The sequence below is a fragment of the Agrobacterium sp. K11 genome (assembly GCF_059429395.1).
This window is the reverse complement of sequence record NZ_JCAHRB010000007.1, coordinates 152,443-168,577: the sequence shown is the minus strand read 5'-3', so window position 1 is coordinate 168,577 and position 16,135 is coordinate 152,443. Positions and strand designations below refer to the sequence as shown.

Annotated in this window: 17 protein-coding genes; 8 read left to right on the top strand and 9 right to left on the bottom strand. The window is 59.7% G+C overall.

From position 1 onward, the window contains the following. Positions 1-10 precede the first annotated feature (10 nt). Positions 11-1,078, top strand: a complete 1,068-nt coding sequence (locus tag AC5SEO_RS14585) for an HlyD family secretion protein (protein WP_003512361.1) — start codon at positions 11-13, stop codon at positions 1,076-1,078. 270 nt (positions 1,079-1,348) lie between these two features. Here the strand turns inward: AC5SEO_RS14585 and rplI are convergent, their stop codons facing one another. The 5 genes from rplI to AC5SEO_RS14560 all read right to left on the bottom strand — a co-directional run bounded on the left by rplI (position 1,349) and on the right by AC5SEO_RS14560 (position 5,160). Further along, the gene (gene rplI, locus AC5SEO_RS14580; RefSeq protein ID WP_003512362.1) at positions 1,349-1,924 is read right to left on the bottom strand and encodes a 50S ribosomal protein L9; all 576 of its coding nucleotides are present in this window, start codon (positions 1,922-1,924) and stop codon (positions 1,349-1,351) included. A gap of 14 nt (positions 1,925-1,938) precedes the next feature. Then, entirely contained in the window at positions 1,939-2,913 is a 975-nt protein-coding gene (locus AC5SEO_RS14575; RefSeq protein WP_174068167.1) for a YybS family protein, read from the bottom strand. 188 nt (positions 2,914-3,101) lie between these two features. After that, positions 3,102-3,350, bottom strand: a complete 249-nt coding sequence (gene rpsR / locus AC5SEO_RS14570; protein WP_003496832.1) for a 30S ribosomal protein S18 — start codon at positions 3,348-3,350, stop codon at positions 3,102-3,104. Between the two features lie 13 nt (positions 3,351-3,363). Beyond that, the gene (gene rpsF / locus AC5SEO_RS14565; RefSeq protein ID WP_003512373.1) at positions 3,364-3,825 is read right to left on the bottom strand and encodes a 30S ribosomal protein S6; all 462 of its coding nucleotides are present in this window, start codon (positions 3,823-3,825) and stop codon (positions 3,364-3,366) included. A gap of 291 nt (positions 3,826-4,116) precedes the next feature. Beyond that, the gene (locus AC5SEO_RS14560) at positions 4,117-5,160 is read right to left on the bottom strand and encodes an aldo/keto reductase (protein ID WP_026330797.1); all 1,044 of its coding nucleotides are present in this window, start codon (positions 5,158-5,160) and stop codon (positions 4,117-4,119) included. Positions 5,161-5,383: 223 nt separating this feature from the next. Here AC5SEO_RS14560 and fabD point away from each other — a divergent pair, with 223 nt between their 5' ends. The 7 genes from fabD to gmk all read left to right on the top strand — a co-directional run bounded on the left by fabD (position 5,384) and on the right by gmk (position 12,471). Continuing rightward, positions 5,384-6,328 carry an ACP S-malonyltransferase gene (gene fabD, locus AC5SEO_RS14555; RefSeq protein ID WP_174068168.1) on the top strand — a complete coding sequence of 315 codons (945 nt, stop codon included), beginning with the start codon at positions 5,384-5,386 and terminating at the stop codon, positions 6,326-6,328. A gap of 99 nt (positions 6,329-6,427) precedes the next feature. Then, positions 6,428-7,165, top strand: a complete 738-nt coding sequence (gene fabG / locus AC5SEO_RS14550) for a 3-oxoacyl-[acyl-carrier-protein] reductase (protein WP_003512379.1) — start codon at positions 6,428-6,430, stop codon at positions 7,163-7,165. Between the two features lie 350 nt (positions 7,166-7,515). Further along, positions 7,516-7,752 carry an acyl carrier protein gene (locus AC5SEO_RS14545; RefSeq protein ID WP_003502080.1) on the top strand — a complete coding sequence of 79 codons (237 nt, stop codon included), beginning with the start codon at positions 7,516-7,518 and terminating at the stop codon, positions 7,750-7,752. A gap of 246 nt (positions 7,753-7,998) precedes the next feature. Further along, positions 7,999-9,261: a beta-ketoacyl-ACP synthase II gene (gene fabF / locus AC5SEO_RS14540; protein ID WP_174068169.1), complete on the top strand. Its 1,263-nt coding sequence runs from the start codon at positions 7,999-8,001 to the stop codon at positions 9,259-9,261. Positions 9,262-9,627: 366 nt separating this feature from the next. Then, positions 9,628-10,848 carry an endolytic transglycosylase MltG gene (gene mltG / locus AC5SEO_RS14535; protein WP_174068170.1) on the top strand — a complete coding sequence of 407 codons (1,221 nt, stop codon included), beginning with the start codon at positions 9,628-9,630 and terminating at the stop codon, positions 10,846-10,848. 68 nt (positions 10,849-10,916) lie between these two features. Then, positions 10,917-11,804, top strand: coding sequence for a YicC/YloC family endoribonuclease (locus AC5SEO_RS14530; protein ID WP_003512385.1), 888 nt, complete (start codon positions 10,917-10,919; stop codon positions 11,802-11,804). A gap of 4 nt (positions 11,805-11,808) precedes the next feature. Beyond that, positions 11,809-12,471 (top strand): guanylate kinase, encoded by a 663-nt coding sequence (gene gmk, locus AC5SEO_RS14525; protein WP_003512388.1) that lies wholly within the window; start codon positions 11,809-11,811, stop codon positions 12,469-12,471. 27 nt (positions 12,472-12,498) lie between these two features. Here gmk and AC5SEO_RS14520 read toward each other — a convergent pair whose 3' ends face one another. The 4 genes from AC5SEO_RS14520 to AC5SEO_RS14505 are packed head-to-tail and all read right to left on the bottom strand — an operon-like array spanning position 12,499 to position 15,989. Continuing rightward, positions 12,499-13,113, bottom strand: a complete 615-nt coding sequence (locus AC5SEO_RS14520) for an alpha/beta hydrolase (protein WP_111798977.1) — start codon at positions 13,111-13,113, stop codon at positions 12,499-12,501. A 56-nt stretch (positions 13,114-13,169) separates the two neighbouring features. After that, positions 13,170-14,000, bottom strand: coding sequence for a 16S rRNA (adenine(1518)-N(6)/adenine(1519)-N(6))-dimethyltransferase RsmA (gene rsmA / locus AC5SEO_RS14515; RefSeq protein ID WP_003512392.1), 831 nt, complete (start codon positions 13,998-14,000; stop codon positions 13,170-13,172). Continuing rightward, a complete protein-coding gene (gene pdxA, locus AC5SEO_RS14510; RefSeq protein WP_065688186.1) occupies positions 14,000-15,022 on the bottom strand; it encodes a 4-hydroxythreonine-4-phosphate dehydrogenase PdxA in 1,023 nt (340 codons plus the stop codon). Before pdxA ends, rsmA begins: the two co-directional genes overlap by 1 nt. 19 nt (positions 15,023-15,041) lie before the next feature. Continuing rightward, positions 15,042-15,989 (bottom strand): SurA N-terminal domain-containing protein, encoded by a 948-nt coding sequence (locus AC5SEO_RS14505; RefSeq protein ID WP_111798978.1) that lies wholly within the window; start codon positions 15,987-15,989, stop codon positions 15,042-15,044. Between the last annotated feature and the right edge of the window lie 146 nt (positions 15,990-16,135).

The window sequence follows — 16,135 nt, the reverse complement described above, 5'->3', positions numbered from 1 at the left end:
GAGTGATAATATGCTGAAGAAGATTTTTACCCCCGTTTCCATTCTCGTTCTGCTCGGTGGCCTCGCCGGCGTCGCGCTGGTGCTCTATGCATGGCGCCTGCCGCCATTCCTTTCCACCGTCGAAATGACCGACAACGCCTTCGTGCGTGGTTACGTGACGACGATGAGCCCGCAGGTGAGCGGTTATGTCGTGGATGTGCCGGTGAAGGACTATCAGGAGGTCAAACAGGGTACGTTGCTGGCGAAGATCGACGACCGCATCTACCGCCAGAAGCAGGCGCAGGCGGGAGCCGCGCTGGATACGCAAAAAGCGGCACTGGACAATTCCCGCCAGCAGGAAAACGCCGCCAACGCCAATATCCGTTCCAGCGAGGCGGCGGTCGATAGCGCGCAGGCATCTCTGAAACAGGCGCAACTGGCATCAGACCGTCAGGACAACCTCATCAAAAGCGGTGCCGGCACCTCCAGCCTGCAGGAAGAGGCGCATGCCGCGCTTGAAAAGGCGAGGGCATCGCTCTCGCAGGCGAAAGCGGCACTTGAGGTCTCGCGGCAGGATTTGCAGACGATCATCGTTAACCGCAGTTCCCTGCAGGCCGCTGTCGCCAATGCCGAGGCTGCGGTCGAACTCGCCAGGATCGATCTCGACAATACCGAAATTCACGCGCCGGTGGACGGCAGGCTCGGCGAAATCGGCGTGCGCACCGGTCAGTATGTGACAGCCGGAACGCAGTTGATGGCGGTTGTGCCGCATGATGTCTGGGTCATCGCCAATTTCAAGGAAACCCAGCTCGCGGGCATGCAGGTCGGCCAGCCGGTGACGATCTCGGTGGATGCCCTGCATCGCCGCAAGCTCAACGGCCGCGTCGAGCGGTTCTCGCCCGCCACGGGATCGGAATTCGCTGTCATCAAGCCCGACAATGCCACCGGCAATTTCGTGAAGATCGCCCAGCGTCTCGGCGTGCGTATCGCAATCGACGCCGATCAGCCGCTGGCAGCGGATCTGTCGCCGGGCATGTCGGTGGTCGTGCATGTGGACAAGAGCGTGGCGCCTGAGGGGGCGGAGACGGCGGCGAGGTAGTCTGGCTATTGGAGTATGCCGAGAGGCGCCCCCTCTGTCCTCCCGGACATCTCCCCCACAAGGGTGGAGATCGAATTGTGGCTTGCGCTCGACAACCTCAACGTTGCGGCTATTAGCGATGTGGGATCGCCCTGCTGATCTCCCTCCTTGTGGGGGAGATGCCCGGCAGGGCAGAGGGGGGGGTAACCTCTCCGCACACTCCAGTCACAAAACCAAAAAAACCCCGGATGTCGCCATCCGGGGTTTTCCTTATGACCACAAGGCCAAATCTTATTCGTCGTCGTCGTTGCCGTCAGCTTCCGGATCGAAGAAGTCTTCCGGACGCAGGGCGTCTTCGTCAACGCCGTAGATGGCGTCGGCGGAGGTGAGGCTTTCGCCCTTGGACTGACGCTCGGCTTCTTCGGCAGAACGGGCAACGTTCAGCTCGACCTGAAGCTCGACTTCGGCGTGCAGGTGCAGGGTAACGTTGTGCAGGCCGATGGTCTTGATCGGCGTGTTCAGTTCAACCTGGTTGCGGCCGATGTTGAAGCCTTCGGCGCCGAGGATTTCAACGACGTCGCGAGCAGCAACAGAACCGTAAAGCTGACCGGTTTCGCCAGCCGAGCGAACGACGATGAAGGACTTGCCTTCGAGTGCTTCGGCAACCTTCTGGGCTTCCGACTTGCGCTCCAGGTTACGGGCTTCAAGCGTTGCGCGCTCGGTTTCGAAACGGGTCTTGTTGGCGGCGTTGGCGCGCAGCGCCTTGCCCTGCGGCAGCAGGAAGTTACGTGCGTAACCGTCGCGAACCTTTACGGTTTCGCCCATCTGGCCGAGCTTGTTGATGCGTTCGAGAAGAATAACGTCCATCTTCTTGATCCTTTCTATGTGTTGGTTTCGTTCGTATTGTCAGTTTTCCGCGTTGGGGTGAGGGAGATCGTGCTGCGCACGTCGCTCAATCCCAAAACGAGAATGATAAGCAGCGGGAAGACAAAGACCGCCGAGAGATAGGCGAGGATGAGAACCGGCAGACGCCAGTCCTTTCCACGCGCGCGTTTGTGCAGCGAGGCGTAACCCGCCATCAGGAAGCCCGCACCGAAGGTGCCGCAGACGACTGCGCCGACCATCGCGGCGACGCCCCCGAAGAACATGGCGACGATGCCGCAGAGAAAAACGAAGATGGCGTTGCGGTGCATGCGCAGCGCGGAAGGAATGTCCTCGCGTGGGCGAAGAACCTTGCCGAAGGAACCGACCAGCCGGGCCGCGAAATAATAGGCAGCAAACAAAAGGATGACCCACAGGCCGCCCTGAACGATCGGCAGCATCAGAACCAGCAGCGACTTCGTCTGCGCCAGTGCCTCGACATTGGGTTCGAACAGCGGTTCGCGGCTCTGCACGGAGGTCATCATCAGATCGACCATGCGCGCGACGAGATCGGGACCGTAACCGATCATCCAGCCGAGAATGACGACGGCAACCGAAACCAGAAGGCAGAGATGCAGGACGATGCCGGACAGCGGATACCAGGCAAGCAGGTCATCCGGGCCGCCGAGTTCAGAGGCCGGGCGCGCCAGATTGGCAAGATGCGAAAGCCAGCCCGCCGGGATCAGCGTGAAGATCGCAATGGTCAGCGAGAAAAGCGGCGATATGACGAGTGCGCCGATGATAGCCGTGGTGATGATCGCAACGACGGCTGCGCGATTGCCCCAGCCCATGCCGGCGATGAAGATGGGCATGGCGGAACCGGCGTAAAGCAGGAAGGAAAAGGACGACTGTGCCGTTGCGCCAAGCGTTAGAAACGCGGCGCATATGCCGGCGAGAACGCCGGTGATCAGCACTGTCTGGTTCAACTTTTGCACTTCGCTGTCCTGCTGGAAACTTGAGCAGTTAGAGGACCGGTCCAATCAGGATCGTCGTCCCCAACATGGGTTTTATGGTATCGATCCGCGCCCAACGCGGAAGGATTTGAACTCGCAACCTACTGATTAAAAGTCAGTTGCATCGTGGAAGACGAGGCCGCGCCAAAGCGCGGCCTCGTTTCAAATCATTACGCTACGACGTAAGGCAGCAGGCCGAGGAAACGGGCGCGCTTGATCGCCTGGGCGAGTTCGCGCTGCTTCTTCTGGGAAACGGCCGTGATGCGGGAAGGAACGATCTTGCCGCGCTCGGAAATGTAGCGCTGCAGGAGACGAACGTCCTTGTAGTCGATCTTCGGAGCGTTTGCGCCGGAGAAGGGGCACGTCTTGCGACGGCGGTGGAACGGGCGGCGTGCCTGGGAAGAGGATGTATCAGCCATTGGTCAATTCTCCTTATGCACGGTCTTCGCGCGGACGGCGCGGACGGTCTTCGCGGTCGCCGAAGCCACCTTCGCGCGGTGCGCGGGGACCACGATCTTCACGCGGGCCACGATCCGGACGGTCGCCATCGCGGCGCGGACGGTCGTCACGGTCGCGCTTCTGCATCATCGCGGACGGGCCTTCTTCGTGGGCTTCGACGGCGATGGTCATGTAACGAAGAACGTCTTCGTTGATGCGCATCTGGCGCTCGATTTCGTGGATCGCAGGCGCCGGAGCGTCGATGTCCATGAGAGCGTAGTGAGCCTTGCGGTTCTTCTTGATGCGGTAGGTGAGGGACTTCAGACCCCAGTTCTCGACGCGTCCGACTTTACCGCCGAACGATTCGATAACGCCCTTGTACTGCTCGACAAGTGCGTCGACCTGCTGGGCAGAAATATCCTGCCGGGCAAGGAAGATGTGTTCGTAAAGAGCCATTTAAGCTTTGCCTTTCTTGCGTTTCGTCCTTCACCCGGCAACGGCGCTAAGCCTCAACGACTGCTCCTGGTTAGGCTGCGAAGCCTTAAAGCAAGAAAAGCGTTGTTCGAGACGGTCGAGAGCGGAGACACGGGAGGCCGGAAAAACCTTATGGTTCCTGCTGTTTCGTTATCGAAACCAGCCCTCCGTTCAGCCACCAGCCAATTGGACCGGGTGTTGTGAACAGCGCGCTTATACCCATTTTTGCCCGGAATGCAAGGACCGGAGGCGAAAAAGCGCGCTGCGCTGTCGTCAGATCGGCATCGGATACTGCCGATGGATCGCCGCGATGCCTTTCAGGACGTCGTCGGACAAGGTGACATCGGCTGCTGCGATATCCACCTTCAGCTGCTCCATGGTCGTTGCGCCGATGATGGCGGAGGCCATGAAGGGGCGTGTCAGGCAGAACGCGATGGCGAGCTGGGCCGGATCGATGCCGTGTTGTGCGGCTAGCTCAAGATAGGCCTTGACCGGCGCTTCCTGATGCGGCTGCAGGCGACCGCCGAGGTCCTTGTTGATGGTGCCGCGCGAGCCCGCAGGGCGTGCGCCGTTCTGATACTTGCCGGTGAGCAGCCCCGCCGCCAGCGGCGAGTAGGCCAGCAGGCCGACATCTTCGTGATGCGCGACTTCCGCCATGTCGAGATCGAAGCTGCGATAGAGCAGGTTATATTCGTTCTGGATGGTTGCGACGCGCGGCAGGCCACGGGCCTCGGCAATATCGATATATTTCTGCGTACCCCAGGCGCTTTCGTTGGAAAGGCCGATAGCACGGATTTTGCCGGCCTTTACCAGCTCGCCGAGGGTGTCGAGCTTTTCGGTTATCTCGGCAAGCGTGCGCTCCTTTTCCTGACCGGAAGCATCAAAGCTCCAGGCGCCGCGAAAGTGATAGGTGCCGCGGTTCGGCCAGTGGATCTGATAGAGGTCGATGTAATCCGTCTTCAGGCGCGTGAGGCTGGTATCTACTGCCTCGCGGATGGCGCTCGCATCGATATCGCGCCCGCCGCGAATATAGTCACGCCCGGAACCGGCGACCTTGGTGGCGAGCACGACCTGGTCGCGCTTGCCGGTCTTTTCGAACCATGTGCCGATATAGTCTTCCGTCCGTCCCTGCGTTTCGGCGGAAACGGGGGTGGTGGGGTAAAGCTCGGCCGTATCGAAGAAATTGACGCCGTTCTCCAGCGCGTAATCCATCTGCGCATGCGCTTCGGCTTCAGTGTTCTGCGTGCCCCACGTCATTGTGCCAAGGCAAATTTCGGACACGGAAATGCCCGTGCGGCCCAATAGTCTCTGTTTCATGGAAATGTCCCGGTGCTTGGCCAGATATTTTGAAAGGTGGCATGAAAGTAATGGGGAATTGCCGCAGTGCAAGAAAAAATATGATGAAAAGAAAGGGGAAAATAGATCGGCAAAACCGCGTCGATGGGGTGCCGAAGGGCTTCAAGCCTTGACTCCGCAGGCCGGAATGTGAATGGAAGTCGAAAAGAATAAAGGCAAGGCCAGACAAGAAGGACCACATCCCATGGGTATTGCATTCACATTTCCCGGTCAGGGAAGCCAGGCCATCGGCATGGGCAAGGAACTCGCCGATACCTATCCGGAAGCACGGGCTGTGTTCCAGGAGGTCGATGACGCGCTCGGCCAGAAGCTTTCCGACATCATGTGGAATGGCCCGGAAGAAACGCTGACGCTGACGGCCAACGCCCAACCGGCGCTCATGGCGGTGTCCATGGCGGTCATGCGGGTTCTGGAAGCGCGGGGTCTGAAGCTCTCTGACGCCGTCTCTTATGTCGCTGGCCATTCGCTCGGTGAATATTCCGCGCTCTGTGCTGCCGGCACCTTCTCGGTTGCCGATACCGCACGGCTTCTCCGCATCCGCGGCAATGCGATGCAGGCTGCCGTGCCGGTGGGCGAGGGCGCGATGGCAGCGATCATCGGGCTGGAGCACGATGCTGTTTCGGCAATCTGTGAAGAGGCTGCCATTCTCGGCGTCTGCCAGATCGCCAACGACAATGGCGGCGGCCAGCTGGTCATTTCCGGCGGCAAGGCGGCTGTCGAGAAGGCGGCTGCGATCGCTTCCGAAAAGGGCGCCAAGCGCGCCATCATGCTGCCGGTTTCCGCGCCCTTCCACTCCGCGCTGATGGCGCCGGCGGCGGAAGCCATGCGCGAGGCGCTGGCGGCTGTCGAAAAGAATAACCCGGTCGTGCCTGTTATCGCCAATGTGCGTGCCGCCCCCGTTTCCGACGCCAATGAGATCGCCGCTTTGCTGGTCGAGCAGGTGACGGGCCAGGTGCGCTGGCGCGAGACGGTGGAATGGTTCGCCGCCAACAATGTGACGCAGCTTTACGAGATCGGCTCCGGAAAGGTGCTGACGGGTCTTGCCCGTCGCATCGACAAGACGGTGAACGGCGCTGCCGTCAACGGCGCTGCCGATATCGACCAGCTTCTCGCCACTCTTATCGGCTGAGACGGGCTTCGCCCCGCATCGGCTTTTTGTTTTACGGTAATTCCCGATGCGATTTCGCTAAAAGGCTTTTGCGGAATTGCTCTAAAGAAGGAACGGAACATGTTTGATCTGACAGGCCGCAAGGCTCTCGTAACCGGCGCGACCGGCGGCATTGGCGAGGAAATCGCCCGCCTTCTGCACAGCCAGGGCGCAACCGTCGGCTTGCACGGCACGCGCGTTGAAAAGCTCGAAGCCCTGGCGGCGGAACTTGGCGACCGCGTCAAGATTTTCCCGGCCAACCTTGCCGATCGTGCCGAGGTCAAGGCGCTGGGCGAAAAGGCCGAGGCCGAGCTGGAAGGCGTCGACATTCTTGTCAACAATGCCGGGATTACCAAGGACGGCCTGTTCGTGCGCATGAGCGACGAGGACTGGGACAACGTCATCGAGGTGAACCTGACCGCGATGTTCCGCCTGACGCGTGAACTGACGCATCCGATGATGCGCCGCCGTTTCGGCCGCATCATCAACATCACCTCCATCGTCGGCGTCACCGGCAATCCCGGTCAGGCGAACTACTGCGCCTCCAAGGCCGGCATGATCGGTTTTTCGAAGTCGCTTGCACAGGAAATCGCCACCCGCAACGTCACCGTCAACTGCGTAGCACCTGGATTCATCGAAAGCGCGATGACCGGCAAGCTGAACGACAAGCAGAAAGACGCCATCATGGGTGCCATTCCCATGAAGCGCATGGGGACGGGCGCCGAAGTCGCTTCGGCCGTACTTTATCTTGCTTCCAATGAAGCTGCCTACATGACCGGCCAGACCTTGCACGTCAATGGCGGCATGGCGATGATCTGACGCCACCTGAAAGGCGTCTTGAAACGATTGCGGCGCTGTTTCTGCACCTTGTTTGGTGTCGGGCGCCGCAAGACCCTCCATGCCGGTTTCCGGCGAAATTGCCTGTCATACGTTGTGCTTAGCGCGTTTTCAGGCTTTTCGACCGGTTGAAACCGTGTTAATCGGGCCAAGACTGTGAACAGTCGTCCCGGAGAGACAGGAAGCCGTTGCGATTTTGCGCGACGATGTCTAGCTTGGACCGGGTTGAACGGGTTTGCCAGCAGTGCCGGATTTGAACGGCGCATGAGGGCTTCTAACAGGGCAGGGTGCCGTAAGGCATTCCCTTCAAAATAAAGGTCGAGGAAACCGACATGAGCGATATCGCAGAACGCGTAAAGAAAATTGTAATTGATCATCTGGGCGTCGACGCCGACAAAGTTGTTGAAGGCGCAAGCTTCATTGACGATCTGGGCGCTGATTCGCTCGATACCGTTGAACTGGTCATGGCTTTCGAAGAAGAATTCGGCGTCGAGATCCCAGACGACGCAGCTGACTCGATCCTGACTGTTGGCGACGCTGTCAAGTTCATCGAGAAGGCCCAGGCCTGATCGACCTGTATTGGGGAGGTGTAACAACCTCCCGTCTTGGCCCGGCTTGTCCGGGCCAATATTTTATCGTGAAACAGAACGCGCCCGAAAGATGTGCGTCCTGACGAATGCATAAGTTTCCGAACCGGCTCTGGCCTGCGGAAGATTATGCGGACATTCAAAATGGTGCAGCGCCTGTTCCCGCCATTCCATGGTGTGTGGCGTTGCAAAAAGACCGATGATTTGGATAAGGGCGGAGCGTTGGCGATGAGGCGTGTCGTTATCACCGGTACCGGCATGGTATCTCCTCTTGGATGCGGAACGGAAATCACCTGGGAACGGCTGCTTGCCGGCCAGAACGGTGCCCGTCTCGTGACTGAGTTCGAAGTCGAAGACTTGCCCGCAAAGATTGCCTGTCGCATTCCCGTCGGCGATGGCTCCAACGGCACGTTCAATGCCGACGACTGGATGGAACTCAAAGAGCAGCGCAAGATCGATCCGTTCATCCTTTACGGTGTGGCCGCTGCCGACATGGCGCTTGCGGACGCCGGCTGGCATCCCGAAACGGACGAGGACCAGATCGCCACGGGCGTTCTGATCGGTTCCGGCATCGGCGGTCTGGAAGGTATTGTCGAGGCGGGTTATACGCTGCGCGACAAGGGCCCCCGCCGCATTTCTCCATTTTTCATTCCCGGCCGTCTGATCAACCTGGTTTCCGGCCACGTCTCAATCCGTCACAAGCTGCGCGGTCCGAACCACGCCGTAGTGACGGCTTGCTCGACCGGCGCGCATGCCATCGGCGATGCTGCCCGGATGATTGCGTTCGGCGATGCCGAGGTCATGGTCGCAGGTGGTGCCGAATCGCCGGTCTGCCGCATCGCGCTTGCCGGCTTTGCCGCCTGCAAGGCGCTTTCCACCCAGCATAACGACGATCCGCAGAAGGCATCCCGTCCCTATGACCGCGACCGTGACGGTTTCGTCATGGGCGAAGGTGCCGGCATCGTCGTTCTGGAAGAGCTGGAACATGCCAAAGCCCGCGGCACAAAGATTTATGCCGAAGTCGTCGGTTACGGCCTTTCCGGTGATGCCTATCACATCACCGCACCGTCGGAAGATGGCGATGGCGCGTACCGCTGCATGGCGATGGCGCTGAAGCGCGCCGGCCTCACGCCTGACGATATCGACTACATCAACGCCCACGGCACCTCCACCATGGCCGATACGATCGAGCTTGGCGCGGTCGAGCGGCTGGTTGGTGACGCGGCGTCGAAGATTTCCATGTCTTCCACGAAGTCGGCCACAGGCCATCTTCTCGGAGCAGCTGGCGCTATCGAGGCGATTTTCGCCACACTTGCGATCCGCGACAATATCGTTCCGCCGACGCTGAACCTCGACAATCCCGACGTGGAGACGAAGATCGATCTGGTGCCGCACAAGGCGCGCAAGAGGCAGGTCAACGTCGCCTTGTCAAACTCCTTCGGGTTTGGCGGCACCAACGCTTCCCTCGTACTGCGTCGCTACGAAGCATAAATCACGACGAAAGCCCGGCGCCGCAAACCGCCTAAAGCGGTGCGGCTCCCTCCCGCCGGGTGGCTGAGAGCGCTCTTCTTTGAAGAACGCATTGCGGCTTGCGAAAGCCATTTCGATTTTCGCGCCGATATTGTAGTCGTTTACGGAAGACGGTTTGCCGGTTTCGGAATGATTTCCTGCTGCGGGTGAATTTCCCGCCGCAGATGGCTTTCCTTGACCGGCTTTGCCGGAAACGACGATTCGTGAAGGAGGACAATGAGGTCTTCACGATGTCTCTATGTGGTGCAGGAAGGCATTCCGAACCTGTTTTTGCCGCATTACCTGCGCAAAAAAGCGCTGACAACGCCGAACTGAAAAGGACCGACGGTGAGCGACACGAACCAGAACAGCCAGGGACCATACGGACGAGACGGCGCGGGTGAGGGCAATCGCGGCCCGATCATCCCGAAATCCCCGACCGAAGCGCTTCGGCCGGAAAAAGTGCCGGCTCCACCGAAGCGCTCCCGCAAGGCCCATGGCCAGCTGGTGATCTTCCTGAATTTTCTGATGACGCTTGCGGTTGCCGTTTGTGTGCTTGCTGTCGCAGCCTTCTATTACATGATAAATGCGTTCCAGGAGCCCGGTCCGCTTCAGACGAACACACATTTCACGGTGCGCAACGGCGCAGGCCTCATCGAGATCGCCAATAATCTCGAGCGCAATGACGTCGTATCCAATGCCCGTGTCTTCCGCCTGATGACGGGCAGCTACCTGCAAAAGGACCAGACGCTGAAGGCGGGCGAATACGAAATCAAGGCCGGCGCATCGATGAAGGATATCATGATGCTCTTGGAGTCGGGCAAATCGATCCTTTATTCCGTATCGTTGCCGGAAGGTCTGACCGTCAAGCAGATGTTCGCGCGGCTTTCCGCCGACGAGGTGCTGGATGGCGAATTGCCCGCCACCCTGCCGCCAGAAGGCAGCCTTCGCCCCGATACCTATCGCTTTACCCGTGGTACGAAGCGTGAGGAAATCATCAACCAGATGAGCGCGGCGCAGGAGAAGCTGATCGACATGATCTGGGAACGTCGTGACCCAGACCTGCCGATCAAGACGGTCGAGGAATTCGTGACGCTCGCCTCGATCGTGGAGAAGGAAACCGGCAAGGACGACGAGCGCGCCCATGTCGCTTCGGTGTTCTACAACCGGCTGAAGAAGGGCATGCGCCTGCAATCCGACCCGACGATCATCTACGGTCTCTTCGGCGGCGACGGCAAACCGTCCGACCGTCCGATCTACCAGTCGGACCTGCAAAAGCAGACGCCGTTCAACACCTATGTCATCAAGGGCCTGCCACCGTCTCCCATCGCCAATCCGGGCCGGGCCGCACTCGAGGCGGTTGCCAACCCGTGGCGTACTGATGACATCTACTTTGTTGCCGATGGCACCGGCGGCCATGTGTTTGCGAAGACGCTGGACGAACATAACGCCAATGTGCGCCGCTGGCGCAAGATCGAGGCCGAAAAAGCGGCTTCCGGCGCCAATCCCGATGTTGTCGTGGATGGTCAGCCCGGCGGCACCGAGGCGGAAAAACCGGCCAATAACTGATAGTTCTGACCGGGCCTTGTCATCGCAAGGCCCGGTTTTTTGCACGGCATGATGGGGGCTTTCTGAATATGACATTGCAATCGATGACCGGGTTCGCGCGCAGCGAAGGAACCTCCGGCCGTTACCGCTGGGCGTGGGAATTGCGCTCGGTGAACGGCAAGGGGCTCGATGTGCGCCTGCGCCTGCCAAACGGTCTGGAAGCGCTGGAAACGGGCCTGCGGGAAATCGCGGCACAGCATCTTTCCCGCGGCAATATTCAGGCGGGATTGACGCTGGCGATTGCGGAAAACCGGCTGGAGGCGGTGATCAACCGCGATGCTCTTGCCGCAGTTCTCGCTCTCAAGGAAGAACTGGGCGACGTCGTCGACGACAAGCCGCTGAGCTTCGATACGCTACTGTCGCTGCGCGGGCTCGTCGATTTTCGCGAGGCGGAAGATGACGCCGAGGCGCAGGCCGCGCGCAACGCCGACGTGCTTGCGGGCTTTGCCGCCGCCGTCGAGAAGCTGAAGGACATGCGCGAGCGGGAAGGGGCGTCCCTGTTTGCCATCCTTTCCGGGCAGATCGACAGGATCGAGCAACTCGTGAACCTCATCGAAAACGATCCTTCCCGCCAGCCGGAACAGATCGCTGCAAGGCTTGCCCAGCAGATTGCCCTTATTGGCGATGGCATGCACGGGCTCGATCGCGACCGTCTGCACGCCGAGGCCGCACTGATCGCTACCAAGGCGGATCTGCGCGAAGAGGTCGACCGGCTACACGCACATGTCCAGGCATCGCGCGAACTTTTGGCTCATGGCGGGCCAGTTGGCCGCAAGCTCGATTTTCTTGCACAGGAATTTAACCGTGAGTCGAATACAATCTGTTCCAAATCGAACGCCAGTGCGGTAACCGCAGCAGGCATAGAGCTGAAAGTGGTTATCGACCAGTTCCGCGAGCAGGTCCAAAATCTGGAGTAGACCCATGGTTCCGGTGAACAATTCCCCTGTTACGATTGCCCGCAGAGGGCTGATGCTGGTGATTTCATCGCCATCGGGCGCTGGTAAATCCACGATAGCGCGCAACCTGCTCGACAAGGACAAGAACATCAGCCTGTCCGTCAGCGTGACGACGCGCCCGCGCCGCCAGAGCGAGATTGAAGGCATCCACTACCACTTCATCTCCAAGCGCGACTTCGAGCGCCTGCGTGACAGCGATGAGCTTTTGGAATGGGCCGAGGTTCACGGCAATTTTTACGGCACGCCGCGCGAGCCGGTGGAAGTGGCGATGGCGGCCGGACGCGACATGCTGTTCGACATCGACTGGCAGGGCGCCGAACAGCTTCAGGACAAGATGAAGGCCGACGTCGTGTCGATCTTCATCCTGCCGCCAACCATGACCGAGCTGCAATCGCGCCTGCACCGCCGCGCCGAAGACACCGAAGCGGTGATCCAGACCCGGCTTCTCAATTCCCGCGCCGAGATCGAGCACTGGCGCGATTACGACTACGTCATCCTCAACGACGACCTGCAGGCGGCCTTCGAGGCCGTAGAAGCGATAGTGAAGGCCGAACGTGTGCGCCGCGACCGCCGCCACGGCATGTTCGATTTCGTGCGCGGACTGCTTGCAGAAGAACCGCAGCTCTGATTTGGCAGTTAAAGCGGCGTGTTATCTCTAATGCTGACGTAGCCATTGCCGGGACAGGCGCTCGTCTGCCGCGTCTGCTGCCCAGCCGTGGCCTGTGTCGAGTGTCTCCAGTACCACATCCGCGCCCGCAGTCGAAAATTGATCGGCCAAATGGGGCGCATCATCGCGATGCCGCCGCTCATCATGCGCACCTGCAAGCAGGAGCGCAGGATATCCGGTGAGCTTCGGAAAATGCTCGTTATTGCGTGGGGATAGTGGTCGAAGCAGAATTGCACCCCTCGACAGATGACGATTCTGGCAGATTGTTTCAGCCGCGATGATCGCACCGTTTGAATATTCCACGAGAAAGGGTCTTTGCCCTGTCTGCTGAAATACGAATTCGATAAACCGGCAAAGCCCGGCGGCTTGATGTTTCAGGTCGTCGATATCGAGTTGTCTGTCGGGCTTTCTGCGAAAAAACGCAAAGCCATTTTCCCATGGCACAATGCCTCTCGGAGCATACAGAATGCCGTTGCGAAAAACGGCACGGCCAAACGAAGCGAGATCTTCCTCCGTTCTTCCCGAACCGTGTAGCAACACGACCGCGCAATCAGGCGATCCGACGGGCATGTAGAGCTTGTAGTGAAAACCGGCACTCTCCACGCGCTTGTCCCCTAATTCTTTCACCCGCGTTAGAAGTGCCGAAACGTCGCCTTCAATTACAGGCAGTTCGCCAGCGTCACAAATTCCTCGACCGACAGCGTCTCAGCCCGTCGTGTCGCGTCAATGCCTGCCTTTTCCAGCAGAACTTCACCGCCAAGGCTTTTCACGCTCTGGCGCAGCATCTTGCGGCGTTGGCCGAAGGCGGCTTCCGTTACCTTTTCGAGCTTCGCGACATCGCAGGGCAGCGGCTTTTCCTTTGGCAGCAGATGCACGACCGTCGAGGTAACCTTAGGCGGTGGGCTGAAGGCCTGCGGCGGGACGTCGAAGGCCATTTCCGAAACCGTGCGCCAGCCGGCGAGAACGCCAAGGCGGCCGTAATGGTTGTCGCCTTCTTCTGCCACGATGCGCTGGCCGACTTCCTTCTGGAACATCAGCGTCATGGAGAGCCAGAAAGGCGGCCATTCTTTCGGCAGCAGCCAGTTGACCAGCAATTGCGTGCCGACATTGTAAGGCAGGTTGGCAATGATCCGCACCGGTTCGCCAGCGGGAACCAAACCCTCGAAATCGGTCTTCAGCGCATCACCCTCGATGACCTCAAGACGTCCGGGATAATGCGCTTCGATCTCCGCAAGTGCCGGCAGGCAGCGGCTGTCCCGCTCAATGGCGATAACCTTTTTGGCACCGAGCGATAGAATGGCGCGGGTGAGGCCGCCAGGCCCGGGGCCAACCTCAATGACCGTCACGCCGTCAAGCGGCCCAGCGGTTCGGGCGATCTTCTGGGTGAGGTTGAGATCGAACAGGAAGTTCTGCCCGAGCGACTTCTTAGCGTCTAGCCCATGGCGCTGAATGACATCGCGTAGCGGCGGCAATCCGTCAATGGCGGCCATTATGCGCCGACCCGGCTGCGAAGAGAAATCTCCGCCGCCATCTTCAGCGCTGCGACAAGGCTCGTTTCGCTGGCAATGCCCTGGCCGGCGATGCCGAAGGCGGTGCCGTGGTCGGGCGAGGTCCGGATGAAGGGCAGGCCGAGCGTGACATTGACGGAATCGTCAAAGCCAAGCGCCTTGGCCGGGATAAGGGCCTGATCGTGATACATGCAGACGGCGACATCATAGCGCCTGCGGGCGGCATCGTGGAACATCGTATCGGCGGGCAGTGGGCCGAAAGCGTCGATCCCGTCTTTCCGCAACCGTATGGTCGCAGGGTGAACCACATCGCGGTCCTCCGTGCCCAATGCCCCATCTTCACCCGCGTGCGGATTGAGACCGGCGACCGCCAGTCGTGGTGCTTCAATGCCGAATTTCTGCCGCAGATCAGCATCGATAATGCGGCAGGTCGTAACGATCAGCTCTTCCGTCAGCGCCGAAGGCACGTCTTTTACTGGGATATGGATCGTTACCGGCACGACGCGGACCTTGGGTCCGGCAATCATCATCACCGGCATCACCTGTTTGCCGGTCAGGCGCAAAGCCAGATCGGCGAGAAATTCCGTGTGACCGGGAAAACCGAAGCCTGCTTCGTAAAGCACGGATTTCGCAATCGGATTGGTGACGACGGCGGAAGCCTTGCCCTCGACCGTCAAGGCAACGGCGAGCTCGATCGCCTTGATCGTCGCATGAGCGGCTCCGACATGCGGCTGGCCGGCCTGAACCTCGAAACCGACGGGAAGAGGAAGAACGGGAAAAGCACGGTCGAACACGCCGACGGCATCCGCCGCTTCGCAGGTCTCGATATTGACCGGTATGCCAAGCAGCGCCGCACGGCTCGCCACCACATCGGGATCGCCGATGAAGATGAATGGCGCCACGCCGTTCTCCCGGCGGTTGGCCCAGGCGGCAATGGCGATATCAGGGCCGATACCGGCTGGATCTCCCTGTGTCAGGGCAAGCGGCAGGGATGCATGTGTCACGGAAAGGCCGGCTCTCGTATCAGGTGTTGACGATCTGCGCCTTCTTGCGCAGCTCATCCATATATTTCTTCTCGTTCGGGTTTTCGCCACCCTTGGCCTTCATCAGGTCTTCGGACTTGAACACCATTTCCGCTGCGTAATCGTCGGAAACCTGACGCTGCTTGCAGATTGCCAGATATTCGACGCCCTTTTCGGTCACGCGTGTTCCTGTGGTGCCGCCTTCCTTGGTCTTTTCCACGAGAGGCTTCCACTCTTCCGGCAGTTCGGGCGCCAGAATCCGTCCAAGATCCTTGATCGCCACGTCCCGCATGGTGGCCGCGAAAGTCATGGCCTGGTCGCAGCCGGGATAACGCTTGCGCGAGGCTTCAGCCTCGGCCTTGCGCTTGCCGGTGATGGCATTACGCTTCGATTCCGGAATGACAAAGATCACCTGTTGCAGGAAATATTCCGTCGTTACCGGCTTGTCGCCGCGTTCCCTCAGGCGGGTGACGAGGTCCTGGTTAGACATCTTGCCACGCGCACCATAACGGGCGTTCACAAGGCGCGGCCAGCTCATCTGCACGGCAATGAAGGCTTTGAAGTGGTCGGCGCCGACACCGGCCTTGGAGAGGATCTGCGTCAGCTGTTGCGGGTTCATCTTGTTGTTTGCAGCAAAGCGCGCAAAAGCCGCATCGACTTCTTGGGTGCTGACCGACATTTTCACACGGCCGATTTCTTCGCGCTTTAGCGCCTCATCAACCAGCTGCTCGCGTGCCTTTTCGGCGAGATTGCCGGATTGACGCTGCAACTTCAGAAAGGCGACACGCTTGGCAATATCATCATTAGTAATGGGGGTCTTGTTGACGACAATTTTGACCGTGCTGTCGGCGAAGGCCTGGCTGGCAAAGGGCGCAACGGCCATGGGAACGGCGAATATCGCAAAGGCGAAAGCAGCGCCACGCAAAGCCGTCTTTCCGAAATTCATCATATCCTTCTCCCTTTCGTCGGGCGGGGGTCTGTTTCCCCGTCCCGCCAATCTGTTCTGTCTGCCAATGGGGAATATTCCTTACCCCGGCTTTTCAGATCTGCACCTGTGCATCCGCACCGCGAATTTGCCACGTATATATCATCGCG